20 protein-coding genes are annotated in these 22529 nt (G+C 39.2%); 3 read left to right on the plus strand and 17 right to left on the minus strand.

What is annotated here, in order from left to right:
• The first annotated feature begins 135 nt into the window (after positions 1-135).
• The gene (locus ABJN95_RS19740; RefSeq protein ID WP_348373035.1) at positions 136-834 is read left to right on the plus strand and encodes a DUF4386 domain-containing protein; all 699 of its coding nucleotides are present in this window, start codon (positions 136-138) and stop codon (positions 832-834) included.
• A 123-nt stretch (positions 835-957) separates the two neighbouring features.
• Here ABJN95_RS19740 and ABJN95_RS19745 read toward each other — a convergent pair whose 3' ends face one another.
• The 8 genes from ABJN95_RS19745 to ABJN95_RS19780 form a co-directional block, all read right to left on the minus strand.
• Complete coding sequence (locus ABJN95_RS19745) at positions 958-1611, minus strand: DUF2306 domain-containing protein (protein WP_348373036.1); 654 nt, start codon at positions 1609-1611, stop codon at positions 958-960.
• A gap of 2 nt (positions 1612-1613) precedes the next feature.
• The gene (locus ABJN95_RS19750) at positions 1614-2240 is read right to left on the minus strand and encodes an alpha/beta fold hydrolase (RefSeq protein ID WP_348373038.1); all 627 of its coding nucleotides are present in this window, start codon (positions 2238-2240) and stop codon (positions 1614-1616) included.
• 342 nt (positions 2241-2582) lie between these two features.
• On the minus strand, positions 2583-3173 hold the full coding sequence (locus ABJN95_RS19755; RefSeq protein WP_348373040.1) for a Crp/Fnr family transcriptional regulator: 591 nt from the start codon (positions 3171-3173) through the stop codon (positions 2583-2585).
• A gap of 54 nt (positions 3174-3227) precedes the next feature.
• Positions 3228-4847, minus strand: a complete 1620-nt coding sequence (locus ABJN95_RS19760) for a family 20 glycosylhydrolase (RefSeq protein ID WP_348373041.1) — start codon at positions 4845-4847, stop codon at positions 3228-3230.
• A gap of 115 nt (positions 4848-4962) precedes the next feature.
• Complete coding sequence (locus ABJN95_RS19765) at positions 4963-5607, minus strand: GDSL-type esterase/lipase family protein (protein ID WP_348373043.1); 645 nt, start codon at positions 5605-5607, stop codon at positions 4963-4965.
• A 275-nt stretch (positions 5608-5882) separates the two neighbouring features.
• Positions 5883-6764, minus strand: a complete 882-nt coding sequence (locus ABJN95_RS19770) for an alpha/beta hydrolase (protein WP_348373044.1) — start codon at positions 6762-6764, stop codon at positions 5883-5885.
• 21 nt (positions 6765-6785) lie between these two features.
• The gene (locus ABJN95_RS19775) at positions 6786-7511 is read right to left on the minus strand and encodes an MIP/aquaporin family protein (RefSeq protein ID WP_348373046.1); all 726 of its coding nucleotides are present in this window, start codon (positions 7509-7511) and stop codon (positions 6786-6788) included.
• A gap of 50 nt (positions 7512-7561) precedes the next feature.
• Positions 7562-8800 (minus strand): serine hydrolase domain-containing protein, encoded by a 1239-nt coding sequence (locus ABJN95_RS19780; RefSeq protein ID WP_348373048.1) that lies wholly within the window; start codon positions 8798-8800, stop codon positions 7562-7564.
• Positions 8801-9031: 231 nt separating this feature from the next.
• Here ABJN95_RS19780 and ABJN95_RS19785 point away from each other — a divergent pair, with 231 nt between their 5' ends.
• Positions 9032-11248, plus strand: coding sequence for a DUF5916 domain-containing protein (locus tag ABJN95_RS19785; protein ID WP_348373050.1), 2217 nt, complete (start codon positions 9032-9034; stop codon positions 11246-11248).
• Positions 11249-11260: 12 nt separating this feature from the next.
• Here the strand turns inward: ABJN95_RS19785 and ABJN95_RS19790 are convergent, their stop codons facing one another.
• A complete protein-coding gene (locus tag ABJN95_RS19790) occupies positions 11261-13366 on the minus strand; it encodes a M48 family metallopeptidase (RefSeq protein ID WP_348373052.1) in 2106 nt (701 codons plus the stop codon).
• A gap of 153 nt (positions 13367-13519) precedes the next feature.
• Between ABJN95_RS19790 and ABJN95_RS19795 the strand changes: the two genes are divergently transcribed.
• A complete protein-coding gene (locus ABJN95_RS19795) occupies positions 13520-14101 on the plus strand; it encodes a DUF1080 domain-containing protein (protein ID WP_348373054.1) in 582 nt (193 codons plus the stop codon).
• A gap of 2 nt (positions 14102-14103) precedes the next feature.
• On the opposite strand, the gene ABJN95_RS19800 is transcribed toward ABJN95_RS19795, so the two are convergent.
• The 8 genes from ABJN95_RS19800 to ABJN95_RS19835 form a co-directional block, all read right to left on the minus strand.
• Positions 14104-14550 (minus strand): nuclear transport factor 2 family protein, encoded by a 447-nt coding sequence (locus tag ABJN95_RS19800; protein ID WP_348373055.1) that lies wholly within the window; start codon positions 14548-14550, stop codon positions 14104-14106.
• A 23-nt stretch (positions 14551-14573) separates the two neighbouring features.
• Positions 14574-14930 carry a DoxX family protein gene (locus tag ABJN95_RS19805; RefSeq protein ID WP_348373057.1) on the minus strand — a complete coding sequence of 119 codons (357 nt, stop codon included), beginning with the start codon at positions 14928-14930 and terminating at the stop codon, positions 14574-14576.
• 2 nt (positions 14931-14932) lie between these two features.
• On the minus strand, positions 14933-15229 hold the full coding sequence (locus ABJN95_RS19810; protein WP_348373058.1) for a putative quinol monooxygenase: 297 nt from the start codon (positions 15227-15229) through the stop codon (positions 14933-14935).
• Between the two features lie 75 nt (positions 15230-15304).
• Entirely contained in the window at positions 15305-17803 is a 2499-nt protein-coding gene (locus ABJN95_RS19815; protein ID WP_348373060.1) for a DUF2855 family protein, read from the minus strand.
• 79 nt (positions 17804-17882) lie between these two features.
• Positions 17883-18788 (minus strand): SMP-30/gluconolactonase/LRE family protein, encoded by a 906-nt coding sequence (locus ABJN95_RS19820; RefSeq protein WP_348373061.1) that lies wholly within the window; start codon positions 18786-18788, stop codon positions 17883-17885.
• Between the two features lie 192 nt (positions 18789-18980).
• Positions 18981-20633 carry a D-aminoacylase gene (locus ABJN95_RS19825; RefSeq protein ID WP_348373063.1) on the minus strand — a complete coding sequence of 551 codons (1653 nt, stop codon included), beginning with the start codon at positions 20631-20633 and terminating at the stop codon, positions 18981-18983.
• Positions 20634-20649: 16 nt separating this feature from the next.
• Positions 20650-21486: a sugar phosphate isomerase/epimerase gene (locus ABJN95_RS19830; protein ID WP_348373064.1), complete on the minus strand. Its 837-nt coding sequence runs from the start codon at positions 21484-21486 to the stop codon at positions 20650-20652.
• Positions 21487-21500: 14 nt separating this feature from the next.
• A complete protein-coding gene (locus ABJN95_RS19835) occupies positions 21501-22526 on the minus strand; it encodes a DUF3500 domain-containing protein (RefSeq protein ID WP_348373066.1) in 1026 nt (341 codons plus the stop codon).
• Between the last annotated feature and the right edge of the window lie 3 nt (positions 22527-22529).

The following is a 22529-nucleotide window of genomic DNA, read 5'->3' on the forward strand; positions in this document are numbered from 1 at the left end:
AAATGGAGAACAGTATTGAGCTGATTTTGTGATAAAAGTCTTTAGTTGGGGAATAAAGAATGTTATCTACCTTATACCAAGCGTAACAATTTGCTTGTTGATTCGTCATGCGAGCATAACTTTAAACGGCATAAAATGTATTCAAATAAGAAGATGGGAAGGATGGCTGGTTTACTTTTCTTAGTTCTTGTAATGACAGGCATTTTTGCCGAGTTTTTCGTGCGTCAAAAACTATATGTGCTGAATGATCATGCTGCTACGGCCCAAAATATTATTTTAAATCAAGGGCTTTTCCGATTGGGGTTTGTCAGTGATTTGGTAATGTCTACGATGTTCTTTGTCTATGGATACATGCTGTATCTCATCTTTAAAGCAGTAAATAGGCATGTTTCACTATTTCTTTTATTATGTGTTGTAATCTCTGTTGCTATGTTTTGTCAAAACGCATTAAATCAGTTTGCCGTTTTAGATTTATTGACAAATTCTGGATATTCAGAAGCATTTAAGCCAGAACAGCTACAGGTTTTATCATCGTTTTTTCAAAATATTCATATAAAAGGATATTATGTAAATCAGATATTTTATGGCTTGTATTTACTTCCTTTGGGTTATATGATTATCAAATCGAGTATAGTTCCAAAACTAATTGGTGTTTTTCTATTATTGGGTTTTACGGGAGATATGATAGATTTTGTTGTGTATTTTCTTCTTCCAGATATAGAGTCGATTTGGTTAGATAATATCACTGTCCCTGCAGATATTGGCGAACTTTCACTTTGCCTGTGGTTTTTGATCAAAGGAGTACAGCGTCAAGATTTAAGCAGTACGGTTTAAGACAGCATAAATATGCAGGTGTTACGGTTTTATATATGAAAAGCAGTGGATTTTTAGCGGACAATATGACCACTTTATAGTGACAAACGCTATGAAATTCGTTTGGCAATAGCAATTAGGCCGCTATTTGTTATGTACTTTGTTAATACTAGTTTTTTTCTTCAGTTTATATAACCAGTACGCCAGATAAATATTTCCAAAAATTGAAGGTACAAACCACGCCCAAACTCCCGGGAGCCATTGATTTACAACTACAAAAGCGGTAACAGCCGCTACATAACCACTTATCATTTTTGATAAGTGAATTTTTAACCAATTTTTTCTTAGTCGATTTACATTTTGCAAAAGAAATATATCGATCACACCAAAGATTATGGCAATAATACCAAAAACCAACAGGACGATATTTGATTGGTTTTGAAGTAAAATAGGATACAAAATCATAGTGATTCCAACCATAATTATGAAGTAAGCCATCATTTTATCTAATTGAACCGAAATACTTCTTTGTTTGTATCTAAGACTTCTAAACCCACCAATAATGAAGTAATTGCTAAATAGGCCTATGCTAAACAAAAATGCGCTTTTATGATTTGGCAGTAGTGCAATAACTAATGATAGCGTTACGGAGACTAATAGCGCATAATAGAATATCTTTCCAGATTTCTTATGCAACTGTTTCCCCTTTTTAGCAATTAAGGAAATTGCACCTGAAATTAAGGCGATTCCTCCAAAAGAGGCGTGAATTATAATTAGTACTTTGCTAAATGCGTCCATTGCTATGATTGTTTCAGGATGAGGCTATCTATTTTTCTTGCAATTTCTTTGGGGTAGTATTGTAAACCAAGAATATGAGGTTTGTCAATTTCATAAAATTCTTTAGGTTGGTTTGCATTTTCATAAATGTTCTTACCAAACTTAATAGGTACTTTTTTGTCTTCCTTACTGTGAATAATTAGAACTGGTTTTCTATTTTTCTGTATTTCTTTGTCTGCGTACTTTTCATTTTTTACAAGATTTCCCCAAAAAGGCACTTCATATTTTGCTTCTGCTTTGTGACTTGTAAAAGCTCCTTCAATAACAATTCCGTCGATTTCATTTTGCCTGTTTGCACCTACAACGGCTGTTAGATAACCGCCATAAGATTGCCCATATAAAATCAATTTGCTACCTCTTACTTGTTTGTGATTTTTAGCAAAATCTAAAAAAGAGTAAGCATCTTTTAGTGCATTTTTACGGCTAGCTTTCCCAGTTGAAAACCCGTAACCACTGTAATCAAAAGTGATTATTTGAAAATCGTACTTTAATAAGGGGCTTATCGCTTGGTACTGTGTAAGAATGTCCATAGCGCTTCCGTGAAAATGAACGATTGTTGCTTTTGGCTTTGAACCTTTAGGTTTTAACAACCAGCCGTGAAGTTTATTTTTACTGGTACTACTAAATTCAAAAGCTTCTATGGAAAAATTTGGATGTTGAGAAACACCCTTTTTATTCGTAATATGAATAGCTTTACTCGCTTTACTGTATGTAAATAATAAGGTGTCTTTTCCGTAACTAAAAACCCCTAAATCGTTTACATCGCGATTTATTTTTACAGGATAATGAAACTTAGTATTGAAAGCACATGATGAGAAAAGCAAAACTAGGATTACAAGTTTTATGCGTGTCATATTTTTTAAGTGTTAAAAGCACTTTGTAAATATGAAGTATTGATTTGATTCTCACCTGACACAATTGTGTCAAACATTTTATTGAATCAACTTTTTTCTTATTCTAGTGAGCGATTGTCTTTCTATCCCTAAATATGATGACAGATCTGAAATACTTATTCTTGGTAATAAATTTTTGTTTTTATGCATAAATTGAATATACCTTTCTTCTGCATTTTCAAACAAAAAACTTTCAATTCTATCTTGTTTTTTTAGTAGTATTTGTTCAGCAATTAACCTTCCGTAGTTTTCAAAATTTTTGTAGTTGTGATATGCTTGCTGTATAGCTTTGTAAGGTAAGTTTACCATTGTAGTTGGTTCAATGGTTTCAATATAATATTTGGAAGGTTTTTGTTGAATAAAAGAAGGATAATCTGAAGCATAAGAATTTTCATCAATAAAGGAGATAGTGATTTTCTTACCTTGATTATCTATATAATAGCTCTTTAGTAAGCCTTGATATACAAATCCCATTTCTTTTTGGATTTGTCCATATTTTAGATAAAATTCTTTTTTCTTAAACTCAGTAATTGAAAGATGTTTTCTTATAAAGTTTAATTCATCTGCTTTTAAATAGGGGCAAATTGCTACGTATGAATCTAAGTATTGTTGATAAGCTTTCTGTTTCATTCAAATTATTGCCAACATTGCGATATCATCAACGACCATATGCTACGAATCTCTTTAGTCCTTCTTAATTTCTTTATAAGAATACTTGCTTTTCTTCCAATCGATCAAAGGCGAAGGATAATATTTCACATTCATTCGATCTAGAAAGGGGGCTTGATTTGCCAAACGCACTTTGTAGTTTTCCCAATCACGATTTTCTTGAGTTGTCCAACTTAGTTCTGAATAACCAATGGCACGGGGAAAGGCTAGATATTCCAATTCTCCAATATCACTTATTGTTTCTGACCACAGGGGTGCTTCAATACCCAAAATGTTTTCCATAGGTATATCTTCATATTCTTCTGGAGTCCAAACATAGGCCGTGTCTGTTGGAATATAAGCTGCCCAATGTAGCCCGTGTTTTGAAAGGGTATCGTACTGCATATCGAGGTAGGCTTTTTTAGCAGGAGATAGGATCACCTTCATACCCTTGGCAACGGCATCCAAAGCATTTTTCTTGCTTGCCCAAAATTGCGATATAGAAGTAGAATCGATATCAGCCTGGCCAATCTCGTCCCATCCTATCATTTGCTTGCCATGTTTTTGAACAATTTTTTCAACTCGCTCTACAAAGTAGATATAATCTTTCTTTTTGGTCACATGACTTTCATCACCACCAATGTGAAAATACGGTCCTGGTGTGATGGCCGCTATTTCTTCCACAACATCATCTAAAAAGGAATATAGGGTATCTTTTCTTGTGGCAAATGTACTTTTACCAACTTGGGTTCCTTCATAGAGTTCGGGCTTAATTCCATTTCCATTAAAAATAGGGTAGGAGACCGACGCCGCGTTCGTGTGCCCCGGCATATCAATTTCAGGCACAATGGTAATATGCCGCTCCGCAGCATAGGCAATAATATCTTTGTATTCCTCCTGTGTATAGAACCCACCTGCTTCACCACCTACCTCGGTACTACCTCCTACTTCGGTTAATAATGGCCATGATTTGATTTCGATACGCCAACCCTGATCATCAGTCAGGTGAAGGTGCAAGACATTGTATTTGTAATACGCCAACAGATCAAGATATTTTTTCACATCTTCAACGCTAAAAAAATGTCGAGCGACATCAAGCATTGAACCGCGATACTCGAACTGTGGGCTATCCATAATTTTTCCGGTGGGGATGGCCCAGACCGGATTGGTAGTCAAGCTATCATTGCTCGCTTCGGGAATGATTTGCCGTATGGTTTGAATCCCCCTAAAGGCACCTTCTGCAGTATTTGAATTGAGGATAATCGAATCTTGAGTGATGTAGAGTTGATAGGCTTCTGATCCAATCAAATCGGTGCTATCCGATTGATTAATGTAAATCACCGTCTCTAAATTTGGAATTTCTGCAACATTCACCTGAACATCCAAGTCTGTTTTTGCCTTGATTTTTTTCGCTAAAAACTTTCCAACTTCTTCAAAGCCAGCGGCATTTTCTGAAGTGTAGATGGCTGTGAATTCGTCTAACGCAAATGCAGTATTTGTAGAAATGACTTGTAGTGGTTTGGGAATCATAGGTTTCTGGGCCAAGTCGGTTTTTGGAAAGTTAATGACCCGTTTCTTTTTTTGTTGTGTACATGCAACAAATGCAATAATCGTTAGAAAAAGAAATAGGCTTTTTGTAATTGTCGAATTTTTCATTTATCCAAAATGTTTATTTAATGCTTCGGTTGTTCTATTAATATGCTAATGTCACTTTGAGTGCAGTCTTAATATTTGCCGCAAGAATAGGCCTGTGCTGCGGTCAGGCCCAGACTTAATCTAAAAAGGGTTTAATAGCATTATACCAAATCGCATAACCTTTGTCATTCATATGCAACCCGTCTTCAATAAAAATATCTTGCTTCACTTTTCTTCCATTGAGCATGGGTTTCCATACATCAGCAAACAGAATGTCGGCATCCTTTCTGCTCATTTTCTTAAACTTGCGGTTGAGCCGCTTGTAATCTCGCTTTAAGTTCCAACGTGCTATACTGGGTTTTGCGGCAATCAGTACTACTTTTACCGAAGCGTTTTGTTCTCGAATTTTGGTAATAATTTCTGAGATATCACTTAGAATTGCTTTGGCATCTTTGCCTGCCGAAATATCATTATCACCCTCGTAGATAAAAACTTTTTTTGGATTGTATTTCAATATCAGTTCATTCGTATAAGCTAATAGATCTGAGGCATGCGACCCACCAAAACCTGCATTTACAATTTGGTGTTTTGGGAATTTTTCTTGAAGATTATGCCAAATACGTACACTTGAACTACCAGCAAACACGGTGGTTTCTTTTGAAGCGTCTAAGACGGTATCATATTTCTTCTGAATGGCTTCTATTTCCGCTGTGAAACGATCAGGGTTTTGAGCCTGTACAAAAATACCTAACAAGAACACTGAGAATAGAAAACCTTTCATAAATCGAATAAAATAAGCCTCTAAGATACTTTTATTTTGATAAATAGACCGCAATATGTGTATGATAAGTCATTGACCCTTTCATGAGAGAAATGATCGAAAACATACCTATTAAATATAAATGCATAAGCTCGATGCCAATAGTTCAGTCTCGGCATTGCGAGGGCATCCCCATTGGAAATACGCTATACTGATATCAAGCAGTACCAGCGCGAACCAAGAAACTAATTTTACCTTCATAAATTTCGCCTTTGCACCAAATTAAAGTGTGCATATTACTCTGCTGAGGAAGGAATTATTAAGCTTTGTGCGATTGCCCATTCATGAAAACGCTTAATCCAATCATCTGAGGGTAGCCCTTGTTTTTTCATTCCAAAACCATGCCCACCTTTGGTATACATCTGTAATGCTACCGGCTTATTGGCCATCAACCAAGAAGAGTACAATTCTACACTTCCAGCTGCCAAGCCAAGTGGGTCATTACTAGCGCAAATTACGAACATAGGAGGCGCATCTTCAGGCGCTTTTTGAACGGGCATTACCAGCGTCCATGGATATACGGGTACCAAAAAATCAGGGCGATTCGAATGGTCATAATTATAAGCAACACCCATGGTAACGGCGCCACCGGCAGAGAACCCCATAAAGCCAATTTTCTTTGGGTTGAGTTTGTAATGGTCTGCATTTTCACGAACGTATTTAATGGCGGCAAGACCATCTGCATAAGAATACGGTAAGACGGGAGCAACCCGCTCCCCAATTTTGGCAGGATTCGTTGCACCTTCATCTGTTATTTCTTGTACCCCGTCTTCCCCGGTTGGCACTAATCTGTATTTTAACACAAAAGCGGTAACCCCTTGTTCATTCAACCATCGGGCAACATCAGTTCCCTCACTTTTGATACTTAGGGCGTAAAGTCCACCACCCGGAGCAACAATGACCGATACCCCGTTAGGGTTTTCAGGGCGAAAGACTTCCATTGTGGGAACAGATACATTGGTCACCACCTCATTCTGCCAGATTTTGGAGAAGTATGCTTTTTCGCCGCCTTCCCACGTGGTACCGGTCGCTTTTTCATGAGGTATTTGAACTATTTCTTGCGCTATTGCAAAATTACTTGCAACCATGCAAAGTAATACGATGATGATCTGTTTCATAGTGTGTGATTTAATGTTTGATTATAGTCCGATATAAAGATATACTAAAGCAGCAGCGATACCACCGGTAATGGGTCCAAAAACTGGAATCCAAGCGTACCACCAGGCACTGCTACCTTTTCCTTTAATGGGTAGTAAGGCGTGCATTATTCGAGGTCCTAGATCACGTGCCGGATTAATAGCATAGCCTGTTGGCCCTCCTAAGCTTATCCCAATGCCCAGTACTAATAGTGCAACAGGTAGGGCATCTAAAGATCCTAGGGATATGGGTTCGTCTGATAGGCTTCCTCCAGCGATATAAAAAATCGCCAATACAAAAGCAAAGGTGGCGATGAACTCTGTTATGAAATTCCAAAAAGGACTTTTGATAGCAGGAGTATTTGCAAAGCTGGCGAGAATGGCGCCCTGATCATCCGTCGCGTCATATTGCTTTTTGTAGGTCAGCCAAACAAACGTTGTGCCCAACATTGCCCCGATAAATTGAGCAATAATATACCCGGGAACCAAGCTCCAGTCAAATTTCCCGGCAGTTGCAAAACCAAGGGTTACAGCAGGGTTTAAATGTGCTCCACTTACATCAGCAGCTACAAAAACCCCGACAAAAACCGCAACGCCCCAACCAATGGTGATACCTACCCATCCTGCATCTCCACCCTTGGTGTCTTTAAGTACTGCGTTGGCCACAATGCCATTGCCTAAAAGTATCAATAAGGCAGTTCCTATAATTTCAAATACATATACTTCCATTGCTATTGGCTATTTAGTCGGGCTTGAAGATATAAAAATTCGCTAAGAATTTAGTCGACAATCGATTGATATACGAACTGCTCAAACAACTTTCTATAATGATTGCTATAGGGCTGTATTTGTGTCATAAGAATGGCGATCAAATCTTCTTTTGGATCGATAAAAAAGTAGGTGGAATAGGCACCACCCCAATAAAATTTACCTATAGAACCCAAACTTTGACTTGCAGCCACATCTGTGCTAACGCCAAAACCCAGTCCAAAACCTTGGCCGGGTGCCTGTTGGAGATCTCCAATTTGATTCATGGTCATTATTTCAATGGTTTTGGAACTCAAATATTGTTTTCCGTTCCATTTTCCCTTATTTAAGACCATCTGGCAAAAGGTCATATAATCAGGTGCGGTTGAAAAAAGGCCATGTGTACCTCCAAAAACCGTATTGCCCTCAATGGGCAGCTGTTCAGGAGAGTTGATCATTTTGCCTTCCTTATTATAATTGTGAACCGGCCCCCACTTTTTTTGATTTTCCTTAGAAACATTATATCCAGTATCCTTCATACCTAAGGGATCGAAAATGCGTTCTTGCAAAAAATCAGCGACGCTCATTCCTGAAAAATGCTCGATAAGTAAGGCAAGCACATCTGGCGAGGCACTGTAATACCATTGCTCTCCCGGATGGCCAATTAAAGGCAAACTTGCCAAAGTATTGACGCGACTTTCAATATCTTTTTGGGGTTCAAAGTAAAGTGCCTTTGCAACTGCATTATCGAGAGCGGTTCCAGCAAGGCCATGTGAAAAACCTGCGGTATGTGTTAAAACATGGTGAATCGTTATTTCCTTATTAGCCGGTTCAGTCGCTCCGTCTAAACCGACGTTTACATCTTTGGCCACTTTTAAATCTTTGAATTGGGGCAAGTATTTGGAAACGGGATCAGAAAGAAAAAAATGCCCTTCCTCGTACAACATCATAAAAGCTACGCTTACAATTGGTTTCGTCATAGACATCAGGTGCAAGATTTGATCTTCACGCATGGGCGACTTATCTTTTAAACTAGAGTAGCCGTAGGCGGCGTGATGTACCAACTGCCCATTTTTTACGATATAGGAAACTGCTCCAGGAATTTTCCCTTCGGCGATTTCCTTCTTTAAAAATGCTTCGTACTTCCCCAGTCTTTCGAGTGATACTGTAGTCGGCTTAGTTTCTGGCTTTACAGCCATCTGCGCTTTTAAACCACCATAGTTGAGGAACAAAAGCATGAAAAGTACAATGGAAAGGTTTTTTTTGGTCATTTGAATGTTTTTGAGATTACGTTTGATTTTTGCGAGGGCACTGCATTACACAAGATATGTACTTTTCAACTATTTTAAAAAAAGCATTGGTTTTTCGACATATTATTTTCCATGCCATTTAAAAATTACCCACTTTCATGGCTGTTGTTATTTTTTGTTTATAGAAATCGCTGTACTTTTATCGCAGTTCGCGTCTGCGATTTTACGATATAAACCAACCGACTGTACTTTATGTTTACTAGTAGAAGCATAATTCTTTGCATATTTTTTATAGGATTTTCACTTTTTTCGATTGCACAAAATCAAGTTTCTACAGCTGGCTTAAAGCCAAGACCAACTGCAATCGCTGTAGCATTAGACAATGGTCCTTCTATAGATGGGAACGTCTTAGGCGATGAAATCTGGAAGAACATAGCACCTTTCGGTGATCTAAGTCAGGCGCAACCCAATTTTGGGCAAGCGCCAACTGAAAAAACCGAGATTCGGGTTGCCTACACTGCGGAAGTCTTTTATGTTTCGGTAGTCTGCTATGATTCAAGCCCCAGTAGCCTGGTAGTTTCCGATGCACGTCGCGATGCGGATCTTGACAATACTGATGCATTTTTGTTCATTTTAGATACCTATAAAGATGGTCAAAACGGATTTATCTTCGGAACGAACTCATTGGGTGTTGAGTACGATGGGCAGGTAGATAACGAAGGGCAAGGAAATTTCAACGCCAATCGACAGCAGGGTGGAACCATTGGCGGTTTTAACCTAAACTGGGATGGTGCTTGGGAAGTACAAACCGAAGTGGGCGACTTTGGCTGGAGTGCAGAATTTGCGATTCCGTTACGCACCCTGCGCTTTCAGTCTGGTAAAGACTGGGGAATCAACTTTAGAAGGAACATTAGAAAAAGCAATGAAATTGCATTTTGGGCTGAAATGCCAGTAGGGCTCGATCTCAAAAGACTATCCTTAGCAGGTACCTTGACCAATCTTGATTTGCGAAGCCCCGGAAACCTCAAGTTGATTCCATATGTTCTGGGAAGGCTTGATAAAGATTTTACGATTACCGACGCCAAAACACAGACTGGGGTAGAAGTAGGTGGTGATATCAAGTATAGTATCACCCCAAGTTTGACCCTTGACCTAACTTACAATACCGATTTTGCCCAAGTCGAAGTAGATGATCAACAGGTGAATCTAGATCGGTTTAATCTGTTTTTTCCTGAAAAACGACCTTTCTTTTTAGAGAATGCTGGCTTGTTCAGTGTAGGAAGTCCTGGAGAAGTTGACCTATTCTTCAGTCGTAGGATTGGTATCGGTGACAATGGAAATGTGGTGCCTATTATAGGCGGTGCCAGATTGTCGGGAAAGTTGAATCGCACCAATGTGGGGCTTCTAAGTATGTGGACAGAGGATGTAAGCGATAAGGGTATCGAAGAAAATAATTTTACAGTAGCGCGGGTCAATCATGAGTTCAAAGGACGTTCTGCCCTGGGCGCCGTATTTATTAATCGAGAAGGTTTACAGTCAGTTAATAACTATAACCGAACCTTTGCCCTAGACGGTAAATTGGGTTTGGGAAGAAAGGCGCGAATGTCAGGATTCTATGCCCAGACCAAAGATCCAAATGATACGATAAATGCACATTCCTTTAAATTTCAGACGACCTATAACTGGAACAACTTAGAAATGCGAGCAGCATATACAGAGGTGGGGCAAGGCTTTAATCCCGAAGTGGGTTTCCTGCTGCGTTCGTCGTTTAAAAAACCAGAAGGTCTGATTTTGTATCACCTGCGTCCAAAGAAAGCAGATGCCAAAATTTTAGAATACCGTCCGCACATATCGTATCGTGGCTACTGGAATTTTGATGGATTTCAAGAAACGGGCTTCTTGCATATCGACAATCATTTTGAATGGAAAAGTGGTAATGAATTGCATACCGGTGTTAATATTACAAAAGAGGGTGTGGTAAATCCTTTTGATATTTCTCGTGGAAAAAATGTAGTTGTTGATCCTGGAGTTTATGATCACGCAGAATCTCAAATTATATTTTTTACCAATCAAAGTAAACCGTTTTCGATAAACTTGCGTTCCGTTATTGGAGGCTCATTTGGAGGAACACGATACATAGAAACCATAACGGGTAGATATCGCGCCGGAGATCGGTTCAATGTTGATGCTACATTTCAGTATAACAATTTTCAACTCCCTAACGGAGACTTTACGGCGAACATTTTGAGTACGCGACTGTCGTACGCATTTAAACCAAACATCTACCTACAAGGCCTAATTCAACATAATACTTCAGACAAACTTTGGGCTGCAAATGTACGTTTTGGATGGTTGCAGCAAGCCAATACCGGACTTTTCGTAGTTTGGAATTACAACCTTCAAGACGGAGATCCGCTCAACAATAGTTTTATTATCAAGTATACTCGTATTTTTGATTTGGTCAAATAGACTTCCCACTAGCTACCCAAGTTGCTCTTGAAGCTTTTTGTGAAACGATAAGATCGTACCAATACTCTTTTGATCTATACGTTGACAACTAAGGATGGCGGTTTCTATATTGCTCATAATGGTATTAAATCCGCCGTTTTCGAAAATGTTTCCTTGCTCACGTTTAAATACGCCACCTTCGACAATGGCTTCCTTTAACTCCTGAATCGAATCAATGTTTGGCATAGGTACAAAGCTAATTGTTTCAAGGGCTTTTAGTTCATCATTTATTGCATCGGCCATTTGCTTAATATTTTCCGTCAGGGAGTGCACTTGTGCCTGGGTAACATCCTCTCTTTCCTGTAAGTTATTTACCGATTGATAAATACTGTTTTTAATACCGGTAATTTTTTTATACAATTTTGTCAGACAATCATGCTGTTGGTAATGTGCTTCCAATTCAGCAGTTTTTCCCGCACCGTCGGCGATAGCATAATGAAGAGCACAAAATGAGGTATCCCATTGTTTGAAGTTTTCATTGAAAATTTCTTCTCTCTGATTTAATAAAAATGTATACCCATTTTCTAGATTCTTTTTAGTGTATTCTATTCCTTTAAAAGAAAAAGATTTTTCCTTTGCCGTACCCTGGGCAATTTGCTGTGCTTTAGACATTAATTCTTCAATTTCCTTAGCAGGTTGCATTAAAATTTTCAATTCTGATTTTAGGTTGTCTAGCATGCCGAGGTTCGGAGCTTCGACTTTTGCTGCAGCTTTTTTTAACTCAGAAAGTTCAGGCACATGCATAAACCGGTCTTGGAAAGAATTATCGTATTCTTCCAATAATTCCGCTCCTTGGTTCTCCGTTTTAATAAAGTCTTCAAAGGTTTGTTTAGCGACATGCTTCTCAGCTACCTTATCAAAGTACTGCTTGTATAAAAGCGTTGTCATTCTTTCTTGTAGCTCATCTTTGTTTCCGAACAAAAGCCAGGGAGATCTTTCATCTGCTGCACAGTCTATATAGGGTACTTTGGCACTGTCTTCTCTCTTGTCATTTGGTGGGTGACTAGCATACATGCTTACTTTTGATGCTTCCGAAACTGAAAAATAGTGTTTTCCTCCTCTATTGTCTTCTGGAAGCTGACTCAATAGGCTTTTTTGTTTTTCAGCGCCTCTTTCTATGACCAAAGCATTATGAACATATAAGTTTTTTACAAATATTTTCTTCTGAGCAGCTAAGTAGGCATGATTTAAAGTACTGTTCCAATTGTTCGATCCCTCATCTAATTTCCACAGTGCAGAAATAATGGCGTCACTTCCTGAAGTACTTACCGCTACTTTGTCAGCATTGAACTCCATTTCCCTAGAAAGAGAGGAGTACATTATGTTTAAAAATTGATAGAATAGATTTAATATCTGCCGAATTACCCAGATGATCGGTGTGATTACCCAAGCGGCGGCAGACAACCGTATGTCTGAAGCTCTCCACTGGTCTAAAAGATCATCCCATTTATCTCTATCAAAAATCATGTCGTGAATAATGGTGTTTGCTGAAATAATGTAGCTTCCTATTTTCATACTACGTTGGGCGAAATGACCAAATTCATGACTAACCACTGCTTTGAACTCTGAAAGGTTCAGGCAGTCGGTTAAACCCATTCCTATGGTAAGCTCTTTCCTCACTGGGAGAAAAAGGCTCAACCACATATTGCTATAAGCGACATAGGCATTGACATCAGGGTCTACATATATTGATTTCGGTTTTGGAGCTCCGGTTTCTTCACATATTTTATTAATAAATGACCAAAGTTCAGGGTTCTTACTTTTTTCCAACTTGATCCGATTCGTGAACTTATGGTTCTTTAGTTTGAAAATAAACTTAAGGGTAAAAACAAATAGCATTGCCGACCCTGCTATTGCACCTACTTTCAATAAGATGGTGAGCTTGTTGACGTCGCCCATGTCATATATTATAGCGTAATATGCCAGATATCCCAAAGCCACTACCATAGCGCTGTACAATACGAAAAACAAAAGAATGGCTAAAATCGCAAGGAAAGCTCGAAATTGATATGATGGGGTTAATCCAGTTAATTTTTTTGGAATGTTCGTCGGACTTAAGGGATAATAGGTTGAAGACATCACTAATTGGGAATTTATAATTCGAATTGTTTTTGGTAAATCATAAACTATTTTTTTTTTGATTTATTTTAGTAAACGTAAGAAATCACTTAATTTCCTTTCGTTAATTTCTTGTCTCCTGAATGGTTATCTTTCCAAAAAAGTATTCTTAATATGAAAAACAATTGGTTCCTAGTATTGATTATATCTATCGTATTGTTTAGTATTTCTTGCGCAGAAAAAAATGCATCAATAGAAGTATTGTTTCAAGAAGATGCAAATGATTGGTTTAGTGATGGTGATGCAGAATGGAGTTTTGTCAATGACGAATTAATGGGTACCGCTCAAGGGGCGGGAGGATTTGTAATGACGAAAAAGTCGTACACTGATTTTATTTTAGAGCTTGAGTTTAAGCCAGATAGTACAGTGAATTCTGGAATTTTTATTCGTTGCAAGCAAAAAGAGATTTCATTCAGCGATTGCTACGAACTAAACATTTGGGATTTACATCCAAAGCAAGAGAACAGAACCGGTGCCATTGTTTCAAGAGCCTCACCCATGGAGAAAGTGGAAACCTTAGACAAATGGAATACCTATAAAATTAGAAACCATAACGACCACTTACAGGTGTGGATTAATAATATTATGATGGTCGACATCGAAGATAATGATTTAAAAGAGGGACCAATTGCTTTGCAAGCTGCTGAATCAGGAAAAGTAGTATTTCGCAATGTTCGACTAACCGTTTTGAATTGAGTTTAATCCCAAACAAATTTCCAACTACCGTCAGGCTGTCTTTTCCAAACGGTGTGAAATGTACCGGTATTTTCTTTCTTTAAGCCCGTAGAATCTATGCTGGTAAAAATATAACCACCATAGGTGTAGGCTAGGTCTCCAGAAAGACTAACATCTATAAAATCAGGTTCCCAGGTCAGCGTTTCTCCTGGCCTACTATCATTTCGGTACCAATCGCCCATCGCCTTTGGTCCTTGAATTACTTTTCCTGCTTTACGAATAACCCCGTTAGGAGCGGCATATTTTTCAAAGGCAATAGCGAGACCCTTTGTTTGAGCCAAATCATTAAACTCTTTTTCAACGGCTCTTATTTCAGCTTTCCATGTGGCCATATCACCACTACGATTTGCCTCTTTACAACGTGCAAAACACAACAATGTGAGAAAAAGAACGGCAGTGATTTTGTGCATGATTTCAATGTTTTAAAAAGACATTAGCCTTCAATACTCTTGGGTAAGTGGTAATACGATACCACTAGTATTCCTATTAAAGCCAAATTGATAAGCGTAATAAAAAAGGGGTCTTTATGAGCCGTGTGAGCGACTATCGCCGTAATAAAAAACAAAGTGATACCTGCATAAGCCCATTCTTTTGCTTGTAGCGGTATTTGCGGTATAAGTAAAGTAAGAACTGCGATTATTTTTAGAATAGCTAATTGCACTCTAAAATAGTCTGGAAAACCTAAGTTGCGTACGCCTTCTATCGTCGCCTTGCTAAAAAGGTAGGTGTACGAGCTCCACAAAAGGAATAGCGACAAGACCCCCGTCGATGCCCAGTAGATGTTTTTCATACTTAGCCGATTTGTGTCATTTCGTGAAGAATGAATTCTTCAACCGCACCTTCGGTAGCTTTTATATATGCTGCTATATGCGTGCTGGCCATATGTTTTTGCAAAAGATCTAGGCTTTCCCAGTTTTCATGAAAGATAAACAGATTCGGGTTTTTATTATCTTGGTGCAAGTCATAATTGATACAACCCTCCTCCGCTCTGGTAGGAGGAATAAGCTTTAAAAGTTCGTCTTTTACCAATTCCCTTTTTTCTGCTTTTGCCAAAATTCTCGCTACAATTGTTAGTTTGCTACTGCTCATAATTTTTATTTTTCAGGTCTATGCTAACCGTTACCGAAAGGTACTATTTTATGTCGAAATTTATATTGAGATACACTAAAGGACCACAATCAAGCCTTCCTCGGGAGGTAAAATGCCGGCGCAAACTTGGGGATGAATAGCTGCCAATTCGCTTAGACTATTGAGTTCTTTGAATGTCAACCAGCTTTTCGTTTTTACAGCCGTCTCCCTAAGAAAGGACGCTGTCTTTTGCTCAAAACCATCAGCTCCCCATTCTTTAAGACGTTTTTGAATATGACTTGGCGCAAAGAAAAATTTACTTCGTTCCGCAATAATTCCTTCTTGAGGTTTCGTTTTTGCCCAATGTGTCAACCCGACATTGCTTGTAAATTTCATTTGTTCTCCCAAATGTACATGTAAGGCTGCCAAGACTTTGGCATTACCCGACATGTCTACTATTACGGTAGGTAGATTTGCGTCAATAGTGGTAACTTCCTTGTAACTCAGGCATCGGTCATAGATGCCTAAATTCTTTATGGTATCTTGATTGCGGGCTGAGGTAACCCCAATAACGTTTGGTGCACTTTTATCGGCTTGAAATGCATAACCTAAGCCCGTGCTTGTTTTACTACTAGCACTTAAAATAACAATTTGTTCTGCACCATACCAATTTTTGCTCTTTAACGCATCCCAGAGGCAAAAAGAGGTCAAATGCAAGGGAAACAAAAGCATGCGTTCCCGATCAAATTCTGGGTTGTAGGTGATATCATTATGTACTCTTTGATATATATTGTAACCAGCGGGAAGTTTGGCCCGATGGGTTGAACCATCTATAAATCGCCGTTCGTTAGTGCCAACGGGTTTCATTTTTAAATATTTAGCAGGAGGGAAATACCCAAACAAACGGTCTCCTACTGGAACATCATCAGTTTTAGATTCGACCACGGTTGCAAAACCCCAAACAGGAATAATGCCCCAGCCAGCTGTATTTTCACCTGCTGGCGGAAAAAACTGCCAATACCCTATCGTATCTCCTGCTACGGCATAGGTAATGTTATTAGCAGTATAGGCAAATTTTTCAATTGCTACCAAGACATCTCCATGGTCTAATTGTAGGTCAGAAGTTGGTATTGGCACGACACGATTTCGAATAAAAACATTCTGATTCACTTGAAATTGAGGCTTTTCTATTTCCGATTGTTCCTCAGCATCTAAGTCGGTTATAAACTGCTCCAACTTCATCAGAGCAGGCATAGAAGCACTTCGCATCCGTTTCAAAAGCGCCATTTTCTCCGTATCGTTGCTATCTACATTCTTAACTAATTTTCCAAAACCGTTTAAGCGGTTGGTAGCTAGCCAATCGCGAAGCGATTTTTCTTGTGACCAGGTAAATTGGTTGCCCAATTGTGCAGCTAACATGCGAATCCAATCTGTATCGTGATTGGGTAGCAGCACTACTTGGCACAGTGTATTTTTCGTTTTATCATCTTCATAGTGCGCTTCGATATAAGCGATTAATGATGCACTAAAGACGGGTTGATAGGAGCGTACTGTTTGTGGTGTTATCAAGCTATCGTCAAAAATTGGCCGTATATCGTGTGGCGTAATTGCGGTTGCTGAGCAATCTACATGCACGTGGTCTGCAGTGGTTGTGATACTGCCCTGATCTAAGACAATTTGATCCTTCTGTAAACGCTGAACCCTTCCTAAACGGATGACATTTTTAATGCGTCTTAATTCTTCTAGTTCTAGTTGACTTACGGTAGCGCCGTGAAACATTTTAGGCCGTACGTTTTTATCTAATCTGACCAAAACACCCACTTCTTCTAATCTGTCAAACAAATTGGGAATGGAGTTAGCCTTTGTAATTGCTTCCATTTGCGCGGCCATTGACCCAATGGAGCTCATAAAAAATTCATCCTCTGGCTGTGTATTTAGACGGTCGAGTAACCAAGCATCGCGTGAAACAATCCATGTAATCTGATTTGGGTTGACCTGATTTTCTAGTAGCCAAAGACAGGCATCTATGCCGGTTTTGCCCCCTCCTATAACCACAAAACCTTTTGATAGATCTTTCAGTTTTGGGAGGTCATTCAATGGCATAAACCGTACGCCTTCTTCAATAGCAAAATTGGGCGTATGTGTTGCTGGTACACTCGTTCCTAAAATAGTAGTATCTACTACTTTCTTGTTCACTTTTACTTTTTGTGTTTGACCCGTTTCCAAATGCTCAAACTCACCATCACCCTTATAATCACAGTACGGAAAATAGGTTACTCTTCCCGAAGATAGAAAGGTATTTTGCATGACATCTGCGTAATAGGTATTTATTTCTGAACCTTTGGCAAGACTATATAAACCTTTGTTTGTGCCTGTTTCATCTATATGGCCATTGCTAAGTTCCTTGGAGCTTACCCCGTAGAATTGAGAAGGTTGGTGTAGACTAACAAAAGGATAAGCGACATTCCAATGCCCCCCTGGATTTTTATAGCGATCTATTATTAGGATGTTCGCATCTGATTCCGCCAATAGGGTGTCAACGAAAGCCATTCCAACGGCACCACTACCAATAATGAGGTAATCTGTTTCTAGCATATATCTGTTTTCGAATTTTTAGGTAAAAAGATGATTTAGAGCATGAAATTCATGGCTTGATATTAGGCTATTGATTGTATTATCTGACACCGTTTACTTTCATTTCCAAGGTGTACACTGAATCCATGGCTGTGATGAACAAGATATCTTGATTTGGCCCTCCGAAGGTAACATTAGCGGTCCATTTTTCTGGTACTTGTATATGTTCGATTTGCTTCCCAGATTTATCGAATACCGTAACACCATCTCCCGTAAGATATACGTTGTCTTCGTTATCAAGCGTCATTCCATCTGACCCCATATCAGCAAACAAGACCCGATTGGAAAGATTGCCATCGGCGTTGATTGTAAAAGCATATGTTTTTTTCGCTCCGTTATCGGCAATATAAAGGGTTTTACCATCGGCCGATCCAATAATTCCATTAGGTTGTACATAACCTCCTTCGGCAACAATCCGCACCTCTCCTATACTAGGGGTTATATAATATACGCGACGTTCCTTGAGGCGGTTTGTAGTTGGTTCCCACCAAGGACGCTCATACAAAGGGTCGGTGAAATAGATGCCTCCGTCGGGGTCTACCCATAAATCATTTGGACCGCCTAGAAGCTTGCCTTCAAAATTGTCAACCAATACCGTTGCGTTCTTTTCCATATCGATACGCCATAATTCGTTCTTTTCATCCGCACAGGAAAGCAAATTACCACCGTGGTCAAAATAGAGCCCGTTTGATCGACCCGAAGGTTTCATCCAATCCGATACTGAATTTTCACTGGCATCCCATTTAACAATACGGTTATTTGGTTGGTCTGTAAAATAAACGTCACCATTTTTATCAACCGCCGGACCTTCAGTAAAATCGAAACTATCGGCTACCAATGTCAGTTTAGCGTCGTTTTTGATAATACTTGAAACCTGAGCTTTACAACCGAATACAAATAGAAGGGGTAAGAGCAGTAGCGGGTTATTCTGAAGTGTTCTTCTCATGATGTTTATTTTCATTTGCTTATCTAATGCGTTATAGCTCCAATGTTGATGATTGCATTGGAGAAATCTGTTCTACTACTTTTCCCAAATCAGGTAAGTTGATGTATTTAGAACCCATTGCTTTTCGCTGGGTTCGCGATACACTTGATTTTAGACAAAGCGGTAATTCAACTACTTAATTGACCTTTTTCTTCAATTTTTTCCTTTCCATCCCGGTCCACGAACTACACGCCCTGGAAAAGCACCCGTATGTTCTCCGTCTTTCAAGACCGTGGTACCATTGACCAAAACATGTTTCATTCCGCTAGCATATTGATGTGGTTTTTCAAAGGTGGCATGGTCTTTTATTTTTGCGGCATCAAATACAGCGATATCGGCATAATAACCTTCCTTTAAGGCCCCTCTTTTACTGAGTTTTAAGTTAGAAGCAGGAAGCGTAGTCAACTTATAAATCGCATCTTCTAGGGTGATCACTTTTTCTTCGCGAACATATTTACCTAATAAACGAGCAAAAGAACCATATGCTCTGGGGTGTGTGCTTTGCTCTATAAAGATTCCGGAGTTGGTATACGAACCGGCATCGGAGCAAATAGACATATACGGCAATGCTATCTTCTTTTTAATGTTCTCTTCAGACATCGAAAAATAAACCACTTGTATTCTGCTATTGTCTTCATAAATCAAATCAACAATAGCCTCTTCAGGACTTATGTTTCTTTCCTTAGCAACAGTGGCTAGGGTTTTACCAATATGCACCCGCATGGCCTTATTTCGAAAACCAACTAAAAGAATGTTTTCTGGCGGTACATGAAAGTCTACCTCTTCCATCATCTTTTTACGCTTTTCTTTCTGTGCAATGAGTTTCATCGTAGCCGCATGACCTCCTTCTTTTGCCCATGCCGGAAGCAATACGTTCAAACCTGTTGAACTTGCATTGTAGGTATACATGTCAGTAGTGATAGGTAAGCCCTTTTTACGGGCATTTTCAACCAGAACTATGGCAGAATCTAATAAATCCCAATTGGCATTGCCAGAAGCTTTGAAGTGGTATATTTCTGAAGTTATTTTTGCTTCCTCAGCGATGGTAATCAATTCTTGAACCGCATCGAGAAGCAGTCCTTCCTCATCACGAATATGCGAGATGTACATACCGTCATATTCCGAAACCACTTTGGCCAGGGCTATGATTTCATCGGTTTTGGCATGGCCGCTAGGAACATAGATCAAGGAAGTCGACATTCCTACGGCGCCTTCTTCCATGGCCTCGCGTGTCAATCTTTTCATGGTTTCCATTTCGTCAGTGGTAGGAGGTCGGTTCTCATAGCCTATGGTATGCTTACGTAAAGTCGCGTTCCCTATAAAAGAGGCTACGTTGGTGGAAACACCTTTGTTTACCAAATAATCGAGGTACTCACCAAGGCTGGTCCATGTAATATCATATTCGATCAGTGATTGCCCCTCCTTCATTGCTTTTTTCATCGGTTCACTTAAGGGGCCCATCGAATTGCCTTCTCCAAGCACTTCAAGGGTAACACCTTGTCGAATATCTCCTTGAGATCGACCATCTGCTATCAACGATTCATTTGCCCAACTAAGCATGTTGATAAAGCCTGGAGCTACGGAAAGCCCTGTTGCATCGATTTCTTGTATTCCTATAGCATTTTCAATATTTCCTATTGCGGCTATGGTATCACCGTTGATAGCGAGATCGCCCTTAAAAGAAGGCTCGCCAGAACCATCAACGATTTGCCCGTTTTTTATCAAAACGTCATAAGTAGTCTGCTGCGGTGAGCAACTTAGAAGAACGAGATTGATAATTAGGCCTAATTGCATCAAATGCCGCATGGAATTTAATTTTAAGTTAGAGTTTTCCTAAGTAGCTCATATTGTGTTTCATGCTTTCCAAAGGAGTGCTTGCGTATTCTTCTTGTTCAATAAAAATATGTTTTACGCCTGAGGCTTCTTGACTGGCCATCATGGATGGGATGTCGAGGCTTCCCTTTCCGAATTCTGTACTTTCTTTTTTAGTCATGTTCATATCTTTCAAATGCCAAAGTGGAAAACGTCCGGGATACTTTTTAAAATAATCAAGAGGATCTTTACCGCCAACGATAACCCAACCCAAGTCTAACTCCATATGCACTAATTCTGCCTCCGTGTTATTCATCATAACATCGTATAAAACTTCTCCATTATCAGCTTCGAATTCGTAGGCATGGTTGTGATAACCAAATTTTATTCCCATTTTTTTACAAGCTTCCCCTGCTTTATTGAAAGCCTCCGCTACCTTTTGGTAATTAGCAACCGTTTGTCCTTTGCTGGGCATTGAAGAACAGATCAAATATTCTTGGCCAGATGCAACAGCCTCTTCTATAGTGCTATCAAAATTATCGTCTAAGGCTACGTGGCCGCTAGTCAGTTTCATTCCCAAGGCATCACAGGCATCGCGCATTTCTTTTGGTGAGAGCCCATAATAATGCCCTTTACTACTTCGAGCAGATTCTATTTTCTTTAGCCCGATTGCAGCTATTTTTTCTAGAGTTCCTCTAGCATCTTTTGCCATTTCATCTCGAAACGAATACAATTGCACACCATAGTGTTGTTCCTCGGATGCGTTGGCCAAAACGAATGTAGGTAATAGTATAGTTGCCGTGGTAAATAAACCTGATTGTAGTAAAAATTCTCTCCTGCTACGCATACCTCTTAAGTGATTTAATTATGGTGTTTTTTATAGTGTTCTTTAAGCACATCTTCTCCATAGTCGTTGGTTAAATCTCTGACTACTGCATGAGCGTGATTGGCATCATTCTGTGTGTTGTCATATTCAATTAATAATGAAGGGCCCTGTATTCTATAGTAATGTCCCGCACCCGGCTGCAAACTGCCCGCCCACGCAAACGATAGATTTTCGATACCCGCATGCCTTATTTTATCCCAAAACTCAGATTCAAAATTGGGTTCAAAAGTAGATAGATAAACGTTCAAGAGTTGAAGCATTATTTCTCTTTGGCCTTCTGATAGTGCCGTGTAGGAAATACCCAAAGGGGTTAAGGTTTCCACTTTACGATTGGTCAACGAACTGATATCATAGGGAGCCACTTCGTTAAATCTCGTAGACTTCAATTGCATTTCGTTCATAGAATTAATGAGTTGAAAACCTAAACTTGCCTCCTCCTTTAAAACCTCTTTACCTTTTTGATCAGTACTTTTCACAATAGCCGGATTGGTGCCAAAAAAAGCGGGGGTTGAAGAACTTACTTTTCCGCTGCTGGATGTAAAGCTTAGCGAAATATGATGTCCTTCAAAGCGCCAACCCCAAGGAGCCTTGGAGGCCGGGTCTCCGAAAATGCAGAAGTGGTAGTTAAGCGGATCTCTTCTGGGGCGACCGTCTGGCATTTTATCATCGTCATTATTTTCAATAATGCGGAGTACCTTTTCTAGTGCCATGATTTCTTGTGACTTTCTAAAACCTTCCTTGCCTAATGACGACTGTAATAAATCTAGCGCAGCAGCTTTTTGTTTTTCATTAAAATCGTGAAATGTAGGCCCTTTTCTGGGTATGGGCACATAATTCATATTGTAACGTTCTTCATCTTCTAGTTCAAAAAGAGCCTGAGTCCTTAATTCTTCTGATAATAGATTTAAAAAGTCAGTCGCCTTTTCCGAAAGACTCTGCGCTTTAATTGCTGCTGCTGTAGCACACATAATAAAAAGCAGAAGTGTTTTTTTCCAATTCATTTC

Origin of the sequence: Maribacter sp. (assembly GCF_039974175.1) — a bacterium.
Taxonomy (GTDB): Bacteria; Bacteroidota; Bacteroidia; order Flavobacteriales; family Flavobacteriaceae; genus Maribacter_C.

What these genes read in the sequence shown, in the direction of transcription:
- ABJN95_RS19740 (WP_348373035.1), top strand. Translation starts at nt 136, where the DNA reads ATGTATTCAAATAAGAAGATGGGAAGGATGGCTGGTTTACTTTTCTTA.
- ABJN95_RS19745 (WP_348373036.1), bottom strand. Translation starts at nt 1,611, where the DNA reads ATGGACGCATTTAGCAAAGTACTAATTATAATTCACGCCTCTTTTGGA.
- ABJN95_RS19755 (WP_348373040.1), bottom strand. Translation starts at nt 3,173, where the DNA reads ATGAAACAGAAAGCTTATCAACAATACTTAGATTCATACGTAGCAATT.
- ABJN95_RS19760 (WP_348373041.1), bottom strand. Translation starts at nt 4,847, where the DNA reads ATGAAAAATTCGACAATTACAAAAAGCCTATTTCTTTTTCTAACGATT.
- ABJN95_RS19765 (WP_348373043.1), bottom strand. Translation starts at nt 5,607, where the DNA reads ATGAAAGGTTTTCTATTCTCAGTGTTCTTGTTAGGTATTTTTGTACAG.
- ABJN95_RS19770 (WP_348373044.1), bottom strand. Translation starts at nt 6,764, where the DNA reads ATGAAACAGATCATCATCGTATTACTTTGCATGGTTGCAAGTAATTTT.
- ABJN95_RS19775 (WP_348373046.1), bottom strand. Translation starts at nt 7,511, where the DNA reads ATGGAAGTATATGTATTTGAAATTATAGGAACTGCCTTATTGATACTT.
- ABJN95_RS19780 (WP_348373048.1), bottom strand. Translation starts at nt 8,800, where the DNA reads ATGACCAAAAAAAACCTTTCCATTGTACTTTTCATGCTTTTGTTCCTC.
- ABJN95_RS19785 (WP_348373050.1), top strand. Translation starts at nt 9,032, where the DNA reads ATGTTTACTAGTAGAAGCATAATTCTTTGCATATTTTTTATAGGATTT.
- ABJN95_RS19790 (WP_348373052.1), bottom strand. Translation starts at nt 13,366, where the DNA reads ATGTCTTCAACCTATTATCCCTTAAGTCCGACGAACATTCCAAAAAAA.
- ABJN95_RS19795 (WP_348373054.1), top strand. Translation starts at nt 13,520, where the DNA reads ATGAAAAACAATTGGTTCCTAGTATTGATTATATCTATCGTATTGTTT.
- ABJN95_RS19800 (WP_348373055.1), bottom strand. Translation starts at nt 14,550, where the DNA reads ATGCACAAAATCACTGCCGTTCTTTTTCTCACATTGTTGTGTTTTGCA.
- ABJN95_RS19805 (WP_348373057.1), bottom strand. Translation starts at nt 14,930, where the DNA reads ATGAAAAACATCTACTGGGCATCGACGGGGGTCTTGTCGCTATTCCTT.
- ABJN95_RS19810 (WP_348373058.1), bottom strand. Translation starts at nt 15,229, where the DNA reads ATGAGCAGTAGCAAACTAACAATTGTAGCGAGAATTTTGGCAAAAGCA.
- ABJN95_RS19815 (WP_348373060.1), bottom strand. Translation starts at nt 17,803, where the DNA reads ATGCTAGAAACAGATTACCTCATTATTGGTAGTGGTGCCGTTGGAATG.
- ABJN95_RS19820 (WP_348373061.1), bottom strand. Translation starts at nt 18,788, where the DNA reads ATGAGAAGAACACTTCAGAATAACCCGCTACTGCTCTTACCCCTTCTA.
- ABJN95_RS19825 (WP_348373063.1), bottom strand. Translation starts at nt 20,633, where the DNA reads ATGCGGCATTTGATGCAATTAGGCCTAATTATCAATCTCGTTCTTCTA.
- ABJN95_RS19830 (WP_348373064.1), bottom strand. Translation starts at nt 21,486, where the DNA reads ATGCGTAGCAGGAGAGAATTTTTACTACAATCAGGTTTATTTACCACG.
- ABJN95_RS19835 (WP_348373066.1), bottom strand. Translation starts at nt 22,526, where the DNA reads ATGAATTGGAAAAAAACACTTCTGCTTTTTATTATGTGTGCTACAGCA.